Origin of the sequence: Paenibacillus sp. FSL R7-277, assembly GCF_000517965.1 — a bacterium.
GTDB classification, from domain to species: domain Bacteria; phylum Bacillota; class Bacilli; order Paenibacillales; family Paenibacillaceae; genus Paenibacillus_AQ; species Paenibacillus_AQ silagei.
Genome location: NZ_ASPX01000002.1, coordinates 116307 through 132618, shown reverse-complemented (window position 1 = coordinate 132618; position 16312 = coordinate 116307). Strand labels below are relative to the sequence as shown.

Genomic DNA, 16312 nt, shown 5'->3' with positions numbered 1-16312 from the left:
AAGAGTTGGATCATACAGATTCATGGATAAGAACTGTTACGCCGGCTTATTTCACAGCTTCTCACTGACTGCCCCGTTCGCTGCAATCTTCGCATTGAAGGAGAGCTGGTTCAGCTTCTTGATGGTTTCTTTATTGTAGGCATCCCCCATGAAATTCGGCTGGCCGCCAATGATTTTGACCGGTGTAATGCTGCTGGTTACCCCTGACGGGTTAATGGTGAAGTTAACCAGCATGGAATGCAGGGTCTTGTCTCCGCCCCGTGTAGAACGGTTGAACACAAAGTTGCCCAGTGAATAATAGATCGGCTTATGCTTGTAATATTCAATACCCATCAGACAATGACTGTGCGCGCCAAGGATGATATCTGCCCCGCTGTCGATCATCTGCTTGGCCAGCTTCCGTGCATACGCTTCCGGGTAATCCTTGAATTCCTGATTCCAGTGAATATAGACAACCGTATAGTCATTATCCTTGGCAGACTTCTTAATCGCACTTAGCAGCGGCTCTGCCGTATAGGCTGAGGCTGCTCCCGGGCTGTTCTTGCCTGCATACCAGGAAGGGTCAGACAGTACACGGCTTGTACCCAGAACGGCGATCCGCTTGCCCTTGACGGTCTTGACATACGGTTTGAAGGCTTCATCCATATTGGCACCCGCACCGGTGTGTCCAATATTGTTCTTATCCAGATGAATCAGCGTGTCCAGCATCGCGGTCCGGCCGTAATCCAGAATATGATTATTGGCTACGCTCACGCCGTCGATCCCCGCTTTACTTAATCCCGCAAGTGCCGCCGGCTTGGAACGGAAGGCGAACGTCTTGCTGGCCGCAGCCCCGCGCACAGAGACTGGAGTCTCCAGATTGGCAAAAGCAAGATCGGCCTTCTTCAGCACAGGCGCCACCTTGGCGAACGGGAAATCCACGCCATACTTGGCAATCTGGTCGCCGACAAAGCCGTCCAGCAGAATATCCCCGGCAAACGTAAGACGGATTTCCTCCTGCAGAGCAGTCCCTTGGGCGCTTATCCCCGCAGCGGGGACCAGCAGAAGCAGAATCATGAATATAACAGCATATCTGCGCAACGTTCTCTAGCTCCTTTTTCTAATGTAATATAATAATGACTGTGACTAGGAAATATAGAACACAACGCAGGATCCACTCGCGCTTGCCTGCTGGTAGAACTCCCGGATGGCCTTGAAGTACGTATAGATATAATCATAGAATTCTTCCGCCTCATCATCCTCCATAAGGGGGTAGATTCCTTCCTCCATCATCTGCCGGAAAGGGTAGTGTTCCCTTAGCCAGGCTACTTCTATTCCTTCCAGAGCTGAAGCAATTCAGCATGTACAGCCAGGTAATTGCCGATCATCCCCATGAGATTGTCTCCTTCTTTCCTCTGCCCTTGAAGCTATTCTACTACAATGGAAGGAAACAACCAAATGATGGGTGAATTTTGCTAGATTTGCGCTTTTTTAAGCACTGCCCGGAAGCAGCTCAGGCCGCCCCACTGGTCTGTACGCACGGCATCTGCCGGAAGATTGAAATCCGTCTCGCCCCAATACTGAAATCCGGCCTGGAGCAGAATCTCATTCATCCGCGGCAGGTTGACGGCCGGATGATCAAAGGTCAGCACCAGCAGTCCTTCTCCATTAAGCGTTCTATGAAACTCACGGACGGCCAGGACCGCTTCCTGCACAGACAGATGCTCCAGCACCGAGATACAAAAAACCGTATCAAAGCTCTCATCCTCATAAGGCAGTGAGGTCAGATCAGCCTGGGCTAAGTGCAGCCTGTTCACAGGTCCGGCCTCCACCTGACGGGCTGCAGCTGCTCCGACATCCTCGGTGATATTCTGCATAATCGCTTCATGCGACAGAATCCGGGCATCCTTATCACAGGCATAGACCTCAGCGCTATGCTCGGCAAGATAGAATTTGAGCGGATGAGAGATCCCGCAGGCGGCATCCAGCACGACATCATGCGGTGAGATGAAATGGGTACACCATTCATATTCATATGGGCGGCTCCACCAGGCTTCCGGCAAATCATAAATCAGCTTGTCACGGCGTGCATCGGTATTCACAAAAAAACGGGAGACGTAAGGATGTGTCGGCATGACCAGGACTCCTTTACTCGTGGGGATTTCGGTAGTCAGAGTATATTCACGAATCCGGGTTTCATGCTATACCTGGGTTAGAACCTGACACTGCTTATACACAAACAGGCACCATCCTCTATGGACAGCACCTGTTCCGGTATGAAGAAATATTCTGATAGATACTATTAGTTCTCTTTACACGTAATAGCTAAGCAGCTTTGCATCGACGCCGTGCCTGGCGATCAATCCGTCCAGCGTTTTGGACCAATCCTGGTCAACTGTGCATAATTCAGGATGGGCTTCGAACCAGGCAACCGACCGTTTCACCCCTTCAGCGAACGGCACAGTAGCGGCGAAGTCAGGAACGAGACGCTTGATCTTGCTGTTGTCGAACACACTGCTGACCGCCTGATCCCCGATCAGCCCGTCCGCTGTTCCCGGCGGGGTATTCGCAGCGATGAAATCCGTAGACATGTGTACAACCTTCGGCTCACGGCCGGCTGCCTCCCCGATGGCCGCATAGATCTGATTCCAGTTCAGTACCTCATCCGAGGTAATATGAACCGCTTCTCCAATCGCCTCCTGAAGTCCCAGCAATCCAACGAAGGCTTTGGCAAAATCCGTATTATGCGTCAATGTCCATAGAGAGGTACCATCGCCATGGATGACGAGCGGCTGGCCCCTGCGGATGCGTTCCACCAGAGACCATGGATGGCTCCAGCTGGTCAGCGCCGCCGGAATAGCTGTATCTCCGTAAGTATGGGATGGACGGACAATGGTCACCGGGAAGCCGCTGCTCTGATACGCTTCCAGAAGCAGCTGCTCGGAGGCAATCTTATCCCGGGAATACTGCCAATAAGGGTTCACCAGCGGAGTCTCTTCGGTAATCAGATAATTACGCTGTGGCTTCTGGTAAGCGGAAGCCGAGCTGATATAGATATACTGCTGCGTCTTGCCTGTAAACAGATCAATATCTGTCTGCACATGCTCCGGCGTAAAGGCAATCCAGTCCACAACAACATCGAAGTCATGCCCCTTCAGCGCCTCGGCTGCCTTCTCTTTGTCACGGATATCGCCCTGAATCACCTGAGCGCCCTGAGGCACGAAGCCGCTGCGCTCTCCACGGTTGAACAGATACAGTTCTATTCCCCGTTCCACTGCCAGCCGGGAAACCGCCTGACTGATAAGTCCCGTACCTCCGATAAATAGAACCTTCATCTGTATCCTCCCTCTCTTTTAACCGATAATTTCTTCAATTCGGGCCAGTATATCCTCATTCAGCTCAATGCCGGAAGCCTTTACATTCTCCTCCACCTGCTCAGGGCGGCTCGCGCCGACCAGGGCACTGGATACATTCGGCTGGCGCAGAATCCAGGCCAGTGCCAGATTGCCTACAGAGATATCCAGTTCAGCGGCCACCTTGCCCAGCTCCTGAACCTTCGCAAGCTTCTCTTCCGTAATTCCTTTGCGCATCCAGTCGAGCCGGGCAGCCCGGCTGTCTGCCGGAATCTCGGAGACCGAGCTGTATTTGCCGGTCAGCAGACCTTGAGCGAGCGGAGAAAATACGACTTGTCCGATTCCCTTGCGCTGCCCAAGCGGGATAATCTCCTTCTCGATATAACGTTCGAACATATTATAGACCGGCTGATTGACCACGATAGGATCCAGCAGATACCGGTCGGCAACCGCAAGGGCTTCGGTCATCTGTGCCGCTGTCCATTCACTTACCCCCACATAGAGCACCTTGCCCTGACGGACCAGATCATCCAGCGCCCGCAGCGTCTCCTCGATCGGGGTCTCCGGATCATACCGGTGGCAGTAGAGCAGATCCACATATTCAGCGCCCAGCCGCTTCAGGCTGGCATGGCATTGCTCGGTAATATGCTTCCGGGACAGGCCGCGGTCATTGGGACCGTCGCCCATAACCCCGAACACCTTGGTCGCCAGCACGTAGGATTCGCGCGGATAGCTGCTCAGGGTAGCTCCCAGCACCTTTTCCGCCGCCCCCTTCTCATAGACATTCGCGGTATCAAAAAAATTAATGCCCAGGGAGTAAGCGGTTTCAATGGCCTTAACGGCATTGTCCTGCTCCACATATCCTCCGTAGGTCAACCAGCTTCCCAGGCTAATCTCACTGACCTTAAGTCCGGTCCCACCTAATCTGCGGTATTTCATTAATCCTCTGCTCCTCTCTGAATCCGGCAGTTCCCACCAACCGGTTGCTATATGCACCTATTCATTCTAGAACAATCTGGTAGAAATAGAAAGCGGAGCGGACGGCGGGACCATCTGGTTACGCTCCATGAGTGCCCACAATTGCCCGGATAGCTCTGTTGCTGAATAAGGCGTTGCACGCGTAACCAGCTGTTCGATCATGCCGGTCATTGCCACAGCCAGAAATTGCACCAGGATTCCCTTGTCCATCATCTTGTTAATGCCGCCCATATCCATCTGTTTGTCGAATCCCCGTATCAGTACCGCCTGCAGACGATTTCGGAACGCGGGAACCCCTTGGTTAGCCAGCGCCGCTGCATAGAACGAAGCATGCTCATCGAGGTAACGGAATGTATAGTGCAGAGCCGCCTCAGTGGGAAACAGCGCCTGCTCGCCGCACGGCAGACAGCTGTCAATCAGCTTGACAAAATGTGTCCTGATGCACTGGTCTAGCAGATCGTATTTGTCGGTATAATGCGAATAAACGGTGCCCCGGCTTACATTGGCCCGCTCGGCTATTTCGTTTATCGTAATTTGTTCGAAGTTCTTCTCTGCAATCAGCTGGATAAAGGCTTCAATAATAGCCTCCTGCGATTTACGTATCCTTCTATCCATAAATAACCCCTTCTTCGCCCCGTTCGAATTGATTTGAACACTTCTACAGATTCTGTACAATACTGAACACATTCCGAAATTCTAGCAATTGATGCAGCTATACCACACTGGTAGGATCATTATAGTGAACGTCTACCCGTAAATCAACAGAGACTCAAAATACACGGATCGGAGGATTCAGCTATGCATGCAATTGCTATTCAGCATTATGGTAATCCCGAAGTATTCACAGAAGAGGTACTCCCTACTCCCGCTATCACCGAGACTCAGGTGCGCATTGAAATGTACGCCACAACTGTCAGTTCCGCTGACCAACTGGTGCGCTCAGGCGCATTCAAGGAGGTCATGCAGCTGCAGTTCCCCCATGTGCTGGGAGTAGAAGTAGCCGGAATAGTGAGGGCGATTGGGAAAAATGTGTCACGGCTGAAGGTGGGCGACCGCGTCATGGGGCTCTCCAGGTCCGGCGGCGGTTACGCAGACTTCTTAGCTCTGGAAGAGAACTCAGCGGTTGTTATTCCGCCTGAGCTTTCCTTTCAGGAAGCTGCCGCCTTGCCCGCCTCTGCCTTGTCTGCCTGGCAGTCCTTATTCCAGTACGGCAAGCTGCATTCCGGCCAGCGGATTCTTATTCACGCTGGCGCTGGAGGTGTAGGACATCTTGCGGTGCAAATGGCCAAGCAGCACGGCGCCTATGTCCTGGCCACAGCACGGGAGTATAATCATGAATTTGTGCGGCAGCTTGGAGCAGATGAGGTTATTGACTACACGACCACTGATTTCGCAGAAGCAGCCGGCACAGTAGATATTGTACTGGATATGGTGAGAGAGACTTCCATTGATGCGGACACTGGAATAGGAGCAACCGAACAGAAGAACCTTCAGATTCTGCGGGACAACGGCAGGCTAATCTCCCTGGTAGACCCGCTGATCACCACCCACCCCAAGGTTCGCGGAATCGAAGCCCAGTTTGCCTATATCGAGCCGAACCCAAAGGATCTGGCTTCCATTATTCAGCAAGTCCGCGAGCATAAGCTTAAGGTGCATGTGGAGGAGATTTTCCCGTTTACAATGCAGGGGATAGTAGGTGCGCATAATCATTATGAGACCCGGAAGGTTCGGGGGAAATTAGTGATCCTGAAACAGGGATAGAACATTATACAGAACCAGGCTGTTATGTCGTACTTGGAGTGCAGATAGATTCCAGGTGAATATTCAGCACCCGGATCACACGTTGTTTATTCATCCTGTCAGGCTCAAGCATGGCATGAAGGGCCAGGCCATCAATCAGAGCATACAGCCGTTCAGCTTCATCCCCCTTATCCAGCCCCTGCTTGAAGAGTGCGTGCTGATCCAGGTAGTCAATAATCTGCACAATCAGCGGATAGATCGCATCATTAAGCTCAGTAGCTCTCTCCCCGCCAGTCTTGAGATGGAAGGTAAATGCGAACCATACCTCCATCTCAGCCATGCTGCTGTCGTCTGTAGGGAGCAGCTCCAGCAGCACCTTCATAATCTGCTCCCGCGGAGGAAGCTCCGACTGCATAATGTCCACAATTCTCGCTGTTACGCGCTCCTTCACCAGATTCATAGCAAACTCCAGCAATTCATGCTGAGTGGAGAAATAATGGCGCAGCGCGCCCAAAGAAACACCCGCCTCGGCAGCAATATTACGCACCGTAGCCCCTTTGATTCCCTGCCGGATAATGACCCGCCAGGTGGCTTCAGCAATATTCGATTTTCGTTCGGAATGATCTACAATTTTTGGCATGACCATATTGTAGCATACCCGAAATGATAAGCACAATTTAAATAATACGGTTGTATTATTTAAATTCCGCTGTTATACTTCGACTAGGCTATAACTACTATCAACAATAACAAGGGGTGCTATATGAATCTGGTGGCATGGGCGATTGTGACCTGTGAGGTCTTGTTCTGGGTGGTCATTTTTGCAGGCTTTACAGCACGTTATATCTTCAAGCGGCCTACACTGGGGCTCATTTTCCTGGCGATGACTCCGGTCCTCGATATCCTACTGTTACTGATCTCCGGCGTGGATTTGGCACGGGGCGCTACCGCTACGACAGCCCATGCGCTTGCTGCTGTGTATATTTCTGTGTCTCTTGTATTCGGTAAAAGCATGATCGCCTGGGCCGACGAACGCTTCCGCTACTATCTTACCAAGCAAGGGACGAAGCCGGCCAAGCGTTACGGCATGGATCATGCCAAGTATTATTTTAAGGGCTGGGTGAAGCACTTGCTCTCTTTTGTGCTCGCTGCCGGTATTCTGTATGGATTGATATTGTGGATCGACGATGCCGCCCGCACGGAGGCGCTGTTAAGTATCCTGACTGTATGGTCCGTCGTGGTCGGCATTGACCTGATCATCACTGTTACCTATTTCATCTGGCCCAGACAGGCCAAAGGTTCGAGCTAAGCTCCGGCAGGAGCAGCTGGTTCATCGAAAAAAAGCCGGCTTATATGCCGGCTCTTATATTTTTCACCGTCCGCTGTTCCAGTGAGAAATGCTTGTAGATTCTATCCCCGCCATCGCCAGTAGGGGCCTGCGCCAATAACCCAACCTTGACTGTGTCTCCCACCGGAAGGTTAAAGAAACGCATCATGTCAAACCGTACGCCGTCGGTCGAATAATGAAAAGCAAAGGCATTTCCGGATCTGGCGGCCTGCAGCCATACCTCATTACCCTCAATATTGCAGCCGTTCGCATCATCCGAGGTCTGGTTCGTAACTACGCTGACCACCGCATGGGTATCAAAATCTGTCAGCTCGAAGCAAGCCTTCGCCCAGACCGACAGATCCTGCATAATCATAATGGAAGAAGAATCGTACGTGTCCCGGAAGTCATGACTCACCTTCACCCGCAGCACGAAATCCCCGGATACTTCAGTATAGAAGAAAGGCGCGTTGGTCAGACTCTCAGGCGTCAGCCCTTCTTCCGCAACCGCCCCGTTATTGCAGAAAAAATCACTGTTAGCAGTGGCCTCTATTATAATACTGTCATCCTCAAACCTGATGTTCCCCTCATTCATCCATTGGTACGCTGCGAAATCAGTCTTGGTCATTTGGTAGTCCTCCTATTTTTGGATAATTTTCATGGAATGCAAACGCATTCTCATAATATAGCAAAATGGAAAACTAACCAATAGTAATATTTTGACAGACTCTTATAAATTAGGTTGAATTAACCCTTGGTTTAAGTCGTATCCTATAACTGTCGACACCTAAACAATCAATTGGAGGCCTCCAGATGAACTATTATTCCATTGGCGAAGCGGCAACGCGGTTAGGGGATTCGGGAATCTACCATACGTTTTTATGAGAAGCAGGGGTTACTGCCCCGGATGGAGCGGGATGGAGCGGGATGAAGCGGGCAGGCGGATTTTTACGGAGGATCACCTCGTTTTCCTTAAGATCATCCTCTATCTGAAAAACACACAGATGCCCATAAGCCAGATCAGGCAATATGTAGACTGGATGGCGGAGGGGGACAGCACGATTGCATTGCGGCTTGCCATGTTTCAGCTCTCTGAGTCTTCCGTTGAAGTCATTGAGATTGCCCCGCCTGCTGTGAATACGGATCTCGGCGGATCAGGACTGCATGTCCATGGCGAGCCGTTAGATGCATTCACGGACGGGATCTTCCAGGGACTCACTGAAGGACTCTTGGAGATCGGATACGGCACATCCGTAGACCGTCTGCGCATGTCACGGGAGCAGATTGACAAATATGCAGTGCAAATGTATGAGGCGACAAGGAGCTATATTGAATAAAAGATTGAATCGGAACATACGAAAACAGACCGTCTTAGGGTAGACGGTCTGTTTGGGCGTACGCATAATATGATAGAACTCCGCTTACATCAGCTTCTTAATCTTCTCTACCGGCATCTCCACCGCTTTGGATACCTCTTCTGGAGTAAGTCCGTGAAGGAGTAATTTACGGATGATCTCCGTCTGGCCTTGTTCAATTCCTTGTTCAATTCCTTGTTCTATGCCTTCAGCTATGCCCTCTTCATATCCCCAACGCTTCCAGGCTGGCATGAGTTCCATAATCGCTTCACCCTCCTCCGGGTATTGTATCATTAATTCTTTTATGATCTCTTCATCCTGGACCCGGTCCGGCTGGAAATATAAATCCGCCACTGACATCACAAGTGCCAGCCGTCCTTGATCGAGCCGTGTCTTCAGCTTCATGAACATGCGCAGGAACTCCCGGCGCACATCTCTTGCTTCTCTTGTAGTATACCCCATCTTGGCTAGTAACGCAGCAGCTACTGCATTGTCTGAATCAATAAATCTTCGCCAGTTCTGCTTACGCAATTCTACCTTGAGAAACTGAAAGCGCAGGATCTGATGCTCAGGAATAACCATCTCCAAGGTGTCCTGCTCCTCCCTGATCTCATCTGAAGTGAAGATGGCAATCGGAATAATCAGCTTATGCTCTTTGCGGTAGCGCTCAAACAGACGGCTGAAATAAATAAACATCCGTTCGTGAAACTGTGAATCCCGATACGACTGCGGCTCCAGGTGAATCAAAATATAACCGTCCAGTTCTTTGTAGCGGATTTCCAGCAGGAGATCCAGTTCCCGCGCTTCCTCACCAACAATATCCACCAGCAATTCCTGCATCAGAAACCGGGTCTCCCTATAATCCAGCATCGTATCAAGCTCAGGGAAAAACAACTCAATGAATTCCTGAAAGAACGTCTCCAGCAGCTTCTTAAAAGCCTCATCATGTGGTAAAGGTATTTTACCTTGCTAAAAAAAAGAGCTGCCCCGATTAAATGGGGCTGCCCTTGTCTGCTCAGAAGCTTTAGCTTTGTCTACTTATCCTACTCCTCACCCGCTTCAACAAGCTTATCCATGAGCCGGACGATCATCACTACGGCTTCCGCGCGGGAAGCAGAATCCTTTGGTTTGAAGGCGCCATTGCCTTTCCCTGAGACAATTCCTGCATTAGCGAAGGCATTAATTGGCTCTGCCGCCCAGCTTGCCGGGAGGTCGGAGAATGGTGCCGGTGTGCCGGGAACATAGCTTGTAAGACGCGCCAGCATAGTCACAGCTTCCGCGCGGGTGATCTCCTGCTTGGGGTGGAAGGAACCATCGGCGTAGCCCTGAATAACTCCATGCTGTTGAAGCGCCGCAAGTGCCTTCGAAGCCCAATGTCCCTCCGTATCGGAGAATCCGGTCCCCTGCGCCCCCGTGAGACCAAAAGCTTTTGTGAGCATTACAGCAAACTCAGCGCGTGATACTTTGGCTTCAGGATGGAATGAACCATCCGCGTAACCCGTTATCATCCCCATCCGGGTTGCACGATCAATGAATGATGCACTCCACAGAACGGCAGGTACATCCTGGAACTTGACAACTGCAGCCGTCCGGCCTTTTGCAACGATAGATTTAAGCGCATCTAAGTCCATGGTGTCTTTCAGGACAGGCCTGGTTACCGTTGGCTTTGCGGGACCGGCAGTTATAGCTGGTGTTGGTGCCGGTGTCGTCGTTGCTATTGGTGCTGCTGTTGCTGTCGGTGTTACCGCCGGCTTTGGTGCTGGCGTTGCTGCCGGTGTTCCTCCCGATTGTGGCGTTGGCGTTGGCGTTGGTGTCGGCGTTGCCACCGGTACCGTTCCGCCCTCAACCACGATGGGAATCGCAATGGTTAAGCCGCCGAAGGAAGCAGTAATCGTTACTCCGTCCCCCACTGCAATACCCGTAATGATCCCCTTGTCCGATACCGAGGCGACCGCAGGATCTGAAGTTGTCCAACGAACCTGATCCGTAACCACTATATTTGTTCCATTGTCATATACCGCTGTAATCACGGAAGCTGCTTGCTTGTTCACCTGTAAGGTGTGTGTGCCAGGCTCGGCGGTCAGCTTCAGCAGCTTAGGCAACGTACCTTCTGCCTGAACCATTACCAATAGCTTCACCGGTGGCATGTTACCGTAATTCGCCTGGATGGTAGCTTCTCCCACTTCAACGGCATGAATGATACCCTGGGCGTCTACTGTAGCTGCCCGCTCATTAGAAGATGTCCATACCGCTTGATTCGTGACATCGGCAGTGGAGTTATCGCTATAGGTAGCCGTAAGCACCGTCGCGTGCGTGTCGCCGACATTCAGCTTCAATTCGGCCGGGGCTACGGCCACGGAAGTCACTGTCCGCTCATCCTTTTTCACAATCGTATAGTTGTCAATTAATTCTGCGCTCTGCGTAGTGCGGGCTTGGATGATGATCTCATCATGGCTTACCTGAATGGCAGAATAGACGGGAACATCCTCGTCAAACATGAAATCAAGATACTCGTATTTGCTTCCATCGTAGAACTTCCAGCCAGACGCTCCGCCGTCCAGATAGACTGTTCCTTGCTCTCCGCTTGGTAGCGGCTTGCCTTTGCTCATCGGATAGGTACGTGCATATACATGGTCATGGCCTTCCAGCACCAGATCGACCTTCAATTCTTCGAGAATAGGGGCAAAATAAGTCTGGGTGTATTCAATCAGATTGCCGCGTCCATCTTCGGTATGATAGGCAGGTTTGTGGAACATGACAATCTTCCATTTTTTATGACTGTTCAGAAGATCCTCCCGCAGCCACTCCGCTTGCTTGCCCATCGTGACTTCGTCTGCTTCGGAGTTCAGTACCACGAAATGCACCTCTCCTGAATCGAACGAATAGGCATACTCCTTCTGGAGCTCAGGTCCGTTAACAGGAAGCCCCAAGCCTTTGGCGAAAATGTACTTTCCTCCCCCTTTTACATCATGATTCCCCATGGCATACGCTGAAGGAACAGAGGAGGTATAGATCGACGAGGCTTGCCAGAACTGGTTCCATTCATTCAAAACCGCCCCATCATCGACCATATCACCGCCATGCATAACGAACTGGGTATCGGGATAATTCGTGAACGCATTCTGGATCAATTGCTGATAAGTCTCCAGCCCATTGTCCCCTTTGGTATGCGAATCGGTCACAAATACAAAGGAAACGGGCTTGTCCGGCGCAGCCTCCACCGTCTTATAATTGGACCAATCGCTCCAATGGCCTTCGTAGCCAACTCTGTAATGATAGCCCGTACCTGGCTCAAGACCCGTGACTAATGCGTTATGAAGCTTGATTTCGCCCATAGGTCCGCCTGCAACCTCAGGAATGACCTCCACCTCGGAGAGAGCGCGCTGCGTGGCTGCTTTTGCCGGAGCATTCGTCAAGTCACTGTCCACCCAATCACTATCTTTCATATACTGGATGTAAGCTTCTTGAACACTTGGCGCGCTCTGCCACCCTACGCTCATCATCGTCTTCATATCTTCGGTTACAAAGGTCTGCACATATTGCGGATCTGCCCCGCCAAACGGAGCTACAACATTCATATTGATACTCTCGCTGGTCCCGCCATCCTTGACAGCCTGCACGCTCCAAGTACCAATGGCAAGGTTCGTCAGGGACGTATGAATCTCTCCCAAGGCATCCGTCAAGCCCATTCCTGTGCTAAGATCACTCTGCTCCACATCTGCGGATGAGATGTACCCTGCCTTGCTGCCATCCGGCAAATACACCTTGATGAATCCGGAAGCACTGCCTGCTGTGGCGAACATCCGCGCATCTTTCTCTACAGCAAGCAACACTGCGGACGATGGATCGGCTTTGGCATATACTTTGGACCCATCGGCGGTTACACGCACATAAGTCTGAGGACCGCTGGTATCGGTAAAATCAATCCCGGCTCCTTCCACCGGCGCTCCTGCGCGGGAGGTAACCGTGATGATACTCTGAGTGTGCAGCGCTGATCCCTTGATACTGAGCTTGTAAGGAAACCCGATCTTATACCTATGCGGGGAGGCTAAGGAAGGAACTGGCGTCCCGCTTTCATACCCGAAACTGCCTTCCACCATAGCCATCTGCTTAGCCGTCTCGCCGCGTTCCATTTTCGCAGACCGGTTCACCTCAAAATCAATACTTGCCAGCGCATCCGCCTGATCCCCTTGCAATCCCTCGGCACTGACTTCAACATAGCCGCCTGTATTATCGAGAACTGTCTGCACATGGCTGAGGCCGGAGCGTGCAGTAATCACATTGGCCTGCAATGTCTCTGGATCGAACTTGATTCTGGCATGAAAGCTCTTAGCCTCGCCTACATCCGTTGCCTTCAACTTCAGCCGGTAGGTCTCATTACTGACGGCCTCCTTCGGGGCTTCCAAGGTAAATCTGGCTCCATGCTCAATCTGAAAAGCATATTCTGCCGCTGCCGGATTGCCGGCCATATCCTTCACTTCTGCCAGCACTTGATGATAACCTCCGGCCAGCGGAAGCTCCGGGTGATAGGTAATCTGCTTATGATTCAGATCATAGACATAAGTTGACGGTGCCGCAGGCTGACCATCCACCGTTAACCGGATGGAATCCGGGTCAATGCCCGACTTGGCATCCTCCGCTGACAGAATAATGTCAGAGACAGGGGCGCTCAAGGTTTGATTAGGAGCCGGTGCCGCTGGACTTAACACAGGCACATCCATATCTTCATTAACCGGCTCATCATAGATCAGCCTGACGTCATCAATCCAGATCGAGCCTTTATTCTTTTTGCTCATTTGTCTTTCTTTCATCTGGAAGTAGAAGGCCAGTGTACCCGGCATGGTCAGGTCTGAACCTATATCCGCCTCAACATACTTCCAGCCGCTCCAGTCGATCCCGGTCTCTTCACTCCTGATTTCATACGTTTTGGATTTGCCGGTGGAAGACACGTAGAACTTGGAGGTCAGGCCATGGCCTTCCTGATTGGCATATACCCACATCCCTATTCTCTTAGGTGTTCGGTTAGAGAGCGGCAGCTGAGTCGCCGGACCCACGGCAACCTGAGACGGATTATCGGTTATGCCAATGAAGTCATAATCAATCCGCAGGGACTTCGCTCCGCTATGTACGTATTTCGGATTGGTCTCAAGCGCCAGACTGCCGCTGTGAATGCGGGCACTGTCAAAGGTTAGATCCGCTAAGCGTACCTGTTCAAAATCCTCTACCTTCACGACACCGCTGGGTTCCGCCGCATCCCCAAAGGCAGTCGGTAACGGAGATAGAGCAGGTGTAAGGATGGGAAGCAGAACCGTCATAGCCAAGATCCCGCTTAATACTTTCTTTACAAATGGATGATTACTCACGAACTTTCACGCTCCTTGTTGTCTGTTCTAGTAGACAGCATAACGGCGTAATATGTTCGTAGAGTCATCACAATGTAAACATATTAAATTTTATTGTATTAGACAGCAATCCCCTTCAGGTCCGGGGAGATCCATAGCTCGGCCCCTGTAGCCTTCTGAACGTCTTCCACCGTCAGACCCGGTGCAATTTCCATCAGCATCAGCCCCTGGCCCGGGATCACCTCGATGACCGCCATTTCAGTGACAATCGTGTTTACGACATGTACCGCCGTCAGGGGGAGCTTGCAGTCTTTCACTATTTTCGGCTGTCCGTCCTTGCTCACATGATCCATGGCGATAATGACCCGTTTAGCCCCGACTACCAGATCCATAGCTCCGCCCATGCCTGGTACTTTTTTCCCCGGAATCATCCAGCTTGCCAGATTGCCCTGCTCATCGACTTCAAGCGCACCCAGCACAGTGATGTCCACATGCCCCCCACGGATGATCGAGAAGGAGACCGCGCTGTCAAAATAGCAAGCTCCGGCCATCGTGGTCACGAAGCTGCCGCCAGAATCGATGCAGTCGATGTTTTCTTCTGACTTCGCCGCTTTGGGGCCGACTCCAAGTATTCCGTTCTCCGCCTGTAGCATAATCTGAACATGATCAGGAATATAATCGACTGCCAGGGTCGGCATACCGATCCCCAGATTCACCACATCGCCGTCCTTGAACTCCTGGGCGATTCTTCTCACAATGAATTCCCGGTTATTCATGCGTATTCCCCGCCTTTACAATGGCATCAATCAAAATTCCCGGGACATTGACATGATTGGGATCAATCTCCCCGAGCTTCACATAAGTATCTACCTCAGCTACTACATAATCCGCCGCCATCGCCATCACGAAATTGAAGTTTCGGGAAGAGCCGTCAATCACCAGATTCCCGGCCTCGTCCGCCTTGTGGGCCCGAATTAGTGCCACATCTGCATGGAGAGGCAGCTCGAGTAAATATTCCCTCCCTTCAATATCGAGCTTCCTCTTACCTTCCTCTACAATCGTCCCTACTCCTACAGGGGTTAACACACCACCCAGCCCCGCTCCACCAGCCCGGATTTTCTCAGCTAACGTGCCCTGCGGATAGAGATTCACCTCAGCTTCCTTGGTCATCAGCAGTCTTCCCGTTTCCGGGTTAGAGCCGATATAGGAGGCATAGATCCGCTTGACCCGGCCGCTTTTGACCAGCTTATAGATCGATAATTCCGGGGTGCCGGTATCATTGGAAATTAGCGAGAGCTGACCGGCTGACTGCGTCTCGACAAGCGCACGCACCAATTCTTCGGGGTGGCCTCCAGCCAGAAAACCGCCGACCATCACGGTATCTCCATCCTTCACTCTCTTCACGGCGTCTTCGGCAGAGATTAATTTGTTTATCATAGATTTCAGGCTCCTTGTTTATTATTGGAGAAAAGCTGGCTACAGGCTACTGGATGATATAGTCATGAATGACTTTGCCGTAGGGCAGCGTTAGATCAGCAATGAAATGCTTTCCCCCGCGGTACGTCTTCACCGGCAAATCGGCCACAGGGGCATTCACATGGGGGATCAGGCTTAAGCGGGCCGGCCCGGTCCAAGCGCCTTTTACGTGAACATCTTCAAGAGTGTAGGCAACCAGCTGCGCAATCTTGGGGGTCCCATCCACATCGGGAATGAGCTTCAGATTCACTTGAGTTTTGGCGATAGCTCTAGCTGTGTCCTCTGTATCCAGCAGGTTATGCTTGTAAGGCATGGTTTCCACAGCCACCAGGACATCGTTATAATGCAGCGTGCCAGTCAGCGTCTCTGTTCCTGCAACTGTCAGGCGGGGAGAGGCCCACTTTTTGGGGAACCCCCAGATCTCCCGTCCTCCCAGAATGGCAGGCGCATTATTCAGATACATCTGGGCCACGAAATTGCACGGCTCCCCCTGAAAGGTACACGGAATCACGATCCCGCTCTCCTCATAGCTTCCCAGACCCGACGAATCGGGCATCTTGATCCATTCATAAGACACGGTGTTACTTCCATCCGGCTGCAAGGGTTCCGGGACCGCCTGTCTGATCGCCGCAGGGTCAGATTCATAAGTGATGACCATAAATTCACGGTCAATGAAGCGGTAAGGCGGACGCCCGTAACCCGGACTGGCCGCAGGCATGGATTGCAGCGCAAGAACCTCTTTTGCATTCATAATGATCTTAA

At 51.6% G+C, this 16312-nt stretch carries 16 protein-coding genes and 2 pseudogenes; 5 read left to right on the top strand and 13 right to left on the bottom strand.

Features of this window, described 5'->3' with window-relative positions:
* Positions 1 to 51: 51 nt before the first annotated feature.
* The 6 genes from C173_RS01065 to C173_RS01045 form a co-directional block, all read right to left on the bottom strand.
* Positions 52 to 1056: a CapA family protein gene (locus C173_RS01065; protein ID WP_051477747.1), complete on the bottom strand. Its 1005-nt coding sequence runs from the start codon at positions 1054 to 1056 to the stop codon at positions 52 to 54.
* A gap of 69 nt (positions 1057 to 1125) precedes the next feature.
* Positions 1126 to 1323: a DUF1877 family protein gene (locus C173_RS33450; protein WP_268748424.1), complete on the bottom strand. Its 198-nt coding sequence runs from the start codon at positions 1321 to 1323 to the stop codon at positions 1126 to 1128.
* Between the two features lie 131 nt (positions 1324 to 1454).
* Positions 1455 to 2114 carry a class I SAM-dependent methyltransferase gene (locus tag C173_RS01060; protein ID WP_036721489.1) on the bottom strand — a complete coding sequence of 220 codons (660 nt, stop codon included), beginning with the start codon at positions 2112 to 2114 and terminating at the stop codon, positions 1455 to 1457.
* A 177-nt stretch (positions 2115 to 2291) separates the two neighbouring features.
* Positions 2292 to 3314 (bottom strand): SDR family oxidoreductase, encoded by a 1023-nt coding sequence (locus C173_RS01055; RefSeq protein ID WP_036721488.1) that lies wholly within the window; start codon positions 3312 to 3314, stop codon positions 2292 to 2294.
* A gap of 18 nt (positions 3315 to 3332) precedes the next feature.
* The gene (locus tag C173_RS01050) at positions 3333 to 4271 is read right to left on the bottom strand and encodes an aldo/keto reductase family protein (RefSeq protein WP_036721486.1); all 939 of its coding nucleotides are present in this window, start codon (positions 4269 to 4271) and stop codon (positions 3333 to 3335) included.
* Positions 4272 to 4337: 66 nt separating this feature from the next.
* Entirely contained in the window at positions 4338 to 4925 is a 588-nt protein-coding gene (locus C173_RS01045) for a TetR/AcrR family transcriptional regulator (protein WP_036721484.1), read from the bottom strand.
* A 183-nt stretch (positions 4926 to 5108) separates the two neighbouring features.
* Here C173_RS01045 and C173_RS01040 point away from each other — a divergent pair, with 183 nt between their 5' ends.
* Positions 5109 to 6071 carry an NADP-dependent oxidoreductase gene (locus tag C173_RS01040; protein WP_036721480.1) on the top strand — a complete coding sequence of 321 codons (963 nt, stop codon included), beginning with the start codon at positions 5109 to 5111 and terminating at the stop codon, positions 6069 to 6071.
* A gap of 22 nt (positions 6072 to 6093) precedes the next feature.
* Here the strand turns inward: C173_RS01040 and C173_RS01035 are convergent, their stop codons facing one another.
* Complete coding sequence (locus tag C173_RS01035; protein ID WP_036721637.1) at positions 6094 to 6690, bottom strand: TetR/AcrR family transcriptional regulator; 597 nt, start codon at positions 6688 to 6690, stop codon at positions 6094 to 6096.
* A 123-nt stretch (positions 6691 to 6813) separates the two neighbouring features.
* On the opposite strand from C173_RS01035, the gene C173_RS01030 reads away from it, so the two are divergent.
* Positions 6814 to 7359 (top strand): hypothetical protein, encoded by a 546-nt coding sequence (locus tag C173_RS01030; protein WP_036721479.1) that lies wholly within the window; start codon positions 6814 to 6816, stop codon positions 7357 to 7359.
* Positions 7360 to 7399: 40 nt separating this feature from the next.
* Here the strand turns inward: C173_RS01030 and C173_RS01025 are convergent, their stop codons facing one another.
* A complete protein-coding gene (locus C173_RS01025; RefSeq protein WP_036721478.1) occupies positions 7400 to 8005 on the bottom strand; it encodes a DUF1349 domain-containing protein in 606 nt (201 codons plus the stop codon).
* 228 nt (positions 8006 to 8233) lie between these two features.
* Here C173_RS01025 and C173_RS35600 point away from each other — a divergent pair, with 228 nt between their 5' ends.
* From C173_RS35600 to C173_RS34795, 3 genes and pseudogenes are all read left to right on the top strand, one after another.
* On the top strand, positions 8234 to 8308 hold the full coding sequence (locus C173_RS35600; RefSeq protein ID WP_155991183.1) for a MerR family DNA-binding transcriptional regulator: 75 nt from the start codon (positions 8234 to 8236) through the stop codon (positions 8306 to 8308).
* Positions 8295 to 8357 (top strand): annotated as a pseudogene (locus C173_RS35595) (hypothetical protein); the annotation flags it as partial. The gene C173_RS35600 and the pseudogene C173_RS35595, both read left to right, overlap by 14 nt.
* A gap of 78 nt (positions 8358 to 8435) precedes the next feature.
* Positions 8436 to 8714, top strand: a pseudogene (locus C173_RS34795) (short-chain dehydrogenase); the annotation flags it as partial.
* Between the two features lie 84 nt (positions 8715 to 8798).
* Here C173_RS34795 and C173_RS01015 read toward each other — a convergent pair.
* From C173_RS01015 to C173_RS00995, 5 genes are all read right to left on the bottom strand, one after another.
* Positions 8799 to 9692, bottom strand: coding sequence for an Rpn family recombination-promoting nuclease/putative transposase (locus tag C173_RS01015; RefSeq protein ID WP_036721476.1), 894 nt, complete (start codon positions 9690 to 9692; stop codon positions 8799 to 8801).
* An 83-nt stretch (positions 9693 to 9775) separates the two neighbouring features.
* Entirely contained in the window at positions 9776 to 14095 is a 4320-nt protein-coding gene (locus tag C173_RS35290) for an S-layer homology domain-containing protein (protein WP_155991165.1), read from the bottom strand.
* Positions 14096 to 14193: 98 nt separating this feature from the next.
* On the bottom strand, positions 14194 to 14850 hold the full coding sequence (locus C173_RS01005) for a 3-oxoacid CoA-transferase subunit B (protein WP_036721471.1): 657 nt from the start codon (positions 14848 to 14850) through the stop codon (positions 14194 to 14196).
* Positions 14843 to 15511, bottom strand: a complete 669-nt coding sequence (locus C173_RS01000; RefSeq protein ID WP_036721470.1) for a CoA transferase subunit A — start codon at positions 15509 to 15511, stop codon at positions 14843 to 14845. Before C173_RS01000 ends, C173_RS01005 begins: the two co-directional genes overlap by 8 nt.
* Before the next feature lie 46 nt (positions 15512 to 15557).
* Entirely contained in the window at positions 15558 to 16301 is a 744-nt protein-coding gene (locus tag C173_RS00995) for an acetoacetate decarboxylase (RefSeq protein ID WP_036721469.1), read from the bottom strand.
* Positions 16302 to 16312 lie beyond the last annotated feature (11 nt).

Coding starts and splice junctions, on each gene's coding strand:
- C173_RS01065 (WP_051477747.1), bottom strand. CDS start 1,056: ATGATTCTGCTTCTGCTGGTCCCCGCTGCGGGGATAAGCGCCCAAGGG.
- C173_RS01060 (WP_036721489.1), bottom strand. CDS start 2,114: ATGCCGACACATCCTTACGTCTCCCGTTTTTTTGTGAATACCGATGCA.
- C173_RS01055 (WP_036721488.1), bottom strand. CDS start 3,314: ATGAAGGTTCTATTTATCGGAGGTACGGGACTTATCAGTCAGGCGGTT.
- C173_RS01050 (WP_036721486.1), bottom strand. CDS start 4,271: ATGAAATACCGCAGATTAGGTGGGACCGGACTTAAGGTCAGTGAGATT.
- C173_RS01045 (WP_036721484.1), bottom strand. CDS start 4,925: ATGGATAGAAGGATACGTAAATCGCAGGAGGCTATTATTGAAGCCTTT.
- C173_RS01040 (WP_036721480.1), top strand. CDS start 5,109: ATGCATGCAATTGCTATTCAGCATTATGGTAATCCCGAAGTATTCACA.
- C173_RS01035 (WP_036721637.1), bottom strand. CDS start 6,690: ATGCCAAAAATTGTAGATCATTCCGAACGAAAATCGAATATTGCTGAA.
- C173_RS01030 (WP_036721479.1), top strand. CDS start 6,814: ATGAATCTGGTGGCATGGGCGATTGTGACCTGTGAGGTCTTGTTCTGG.
- C173_RS01025 (WP_036721478.1), bottom strand. CDS start 8,005: ATGACCAAGACTGATTTCGCAGCGTACCAATGGATGAATGAGGGGAAC.
- C173_RS01005 (WP_036721471.1), bottom strand. CDS start 14,850: ATGAATAACCGGGAATTCATTGTGAGAAGAATCGCCCAGGAGTTCAAG.
- C173_RS01000 (WP_036721470.1), bottom strand. CDS start 15,511: ATGATAAACAAATTAATCTCTGCCGAAGACGCCGTGAAGAGAGTGAAG.
- C173_RS00995 (WP_036721469.1), bottom strand. CDS start 16,301: ATGAATGCAAAAGAGGTTCTTGCGCTGCAATCCATGCCTGCGGCCAGT.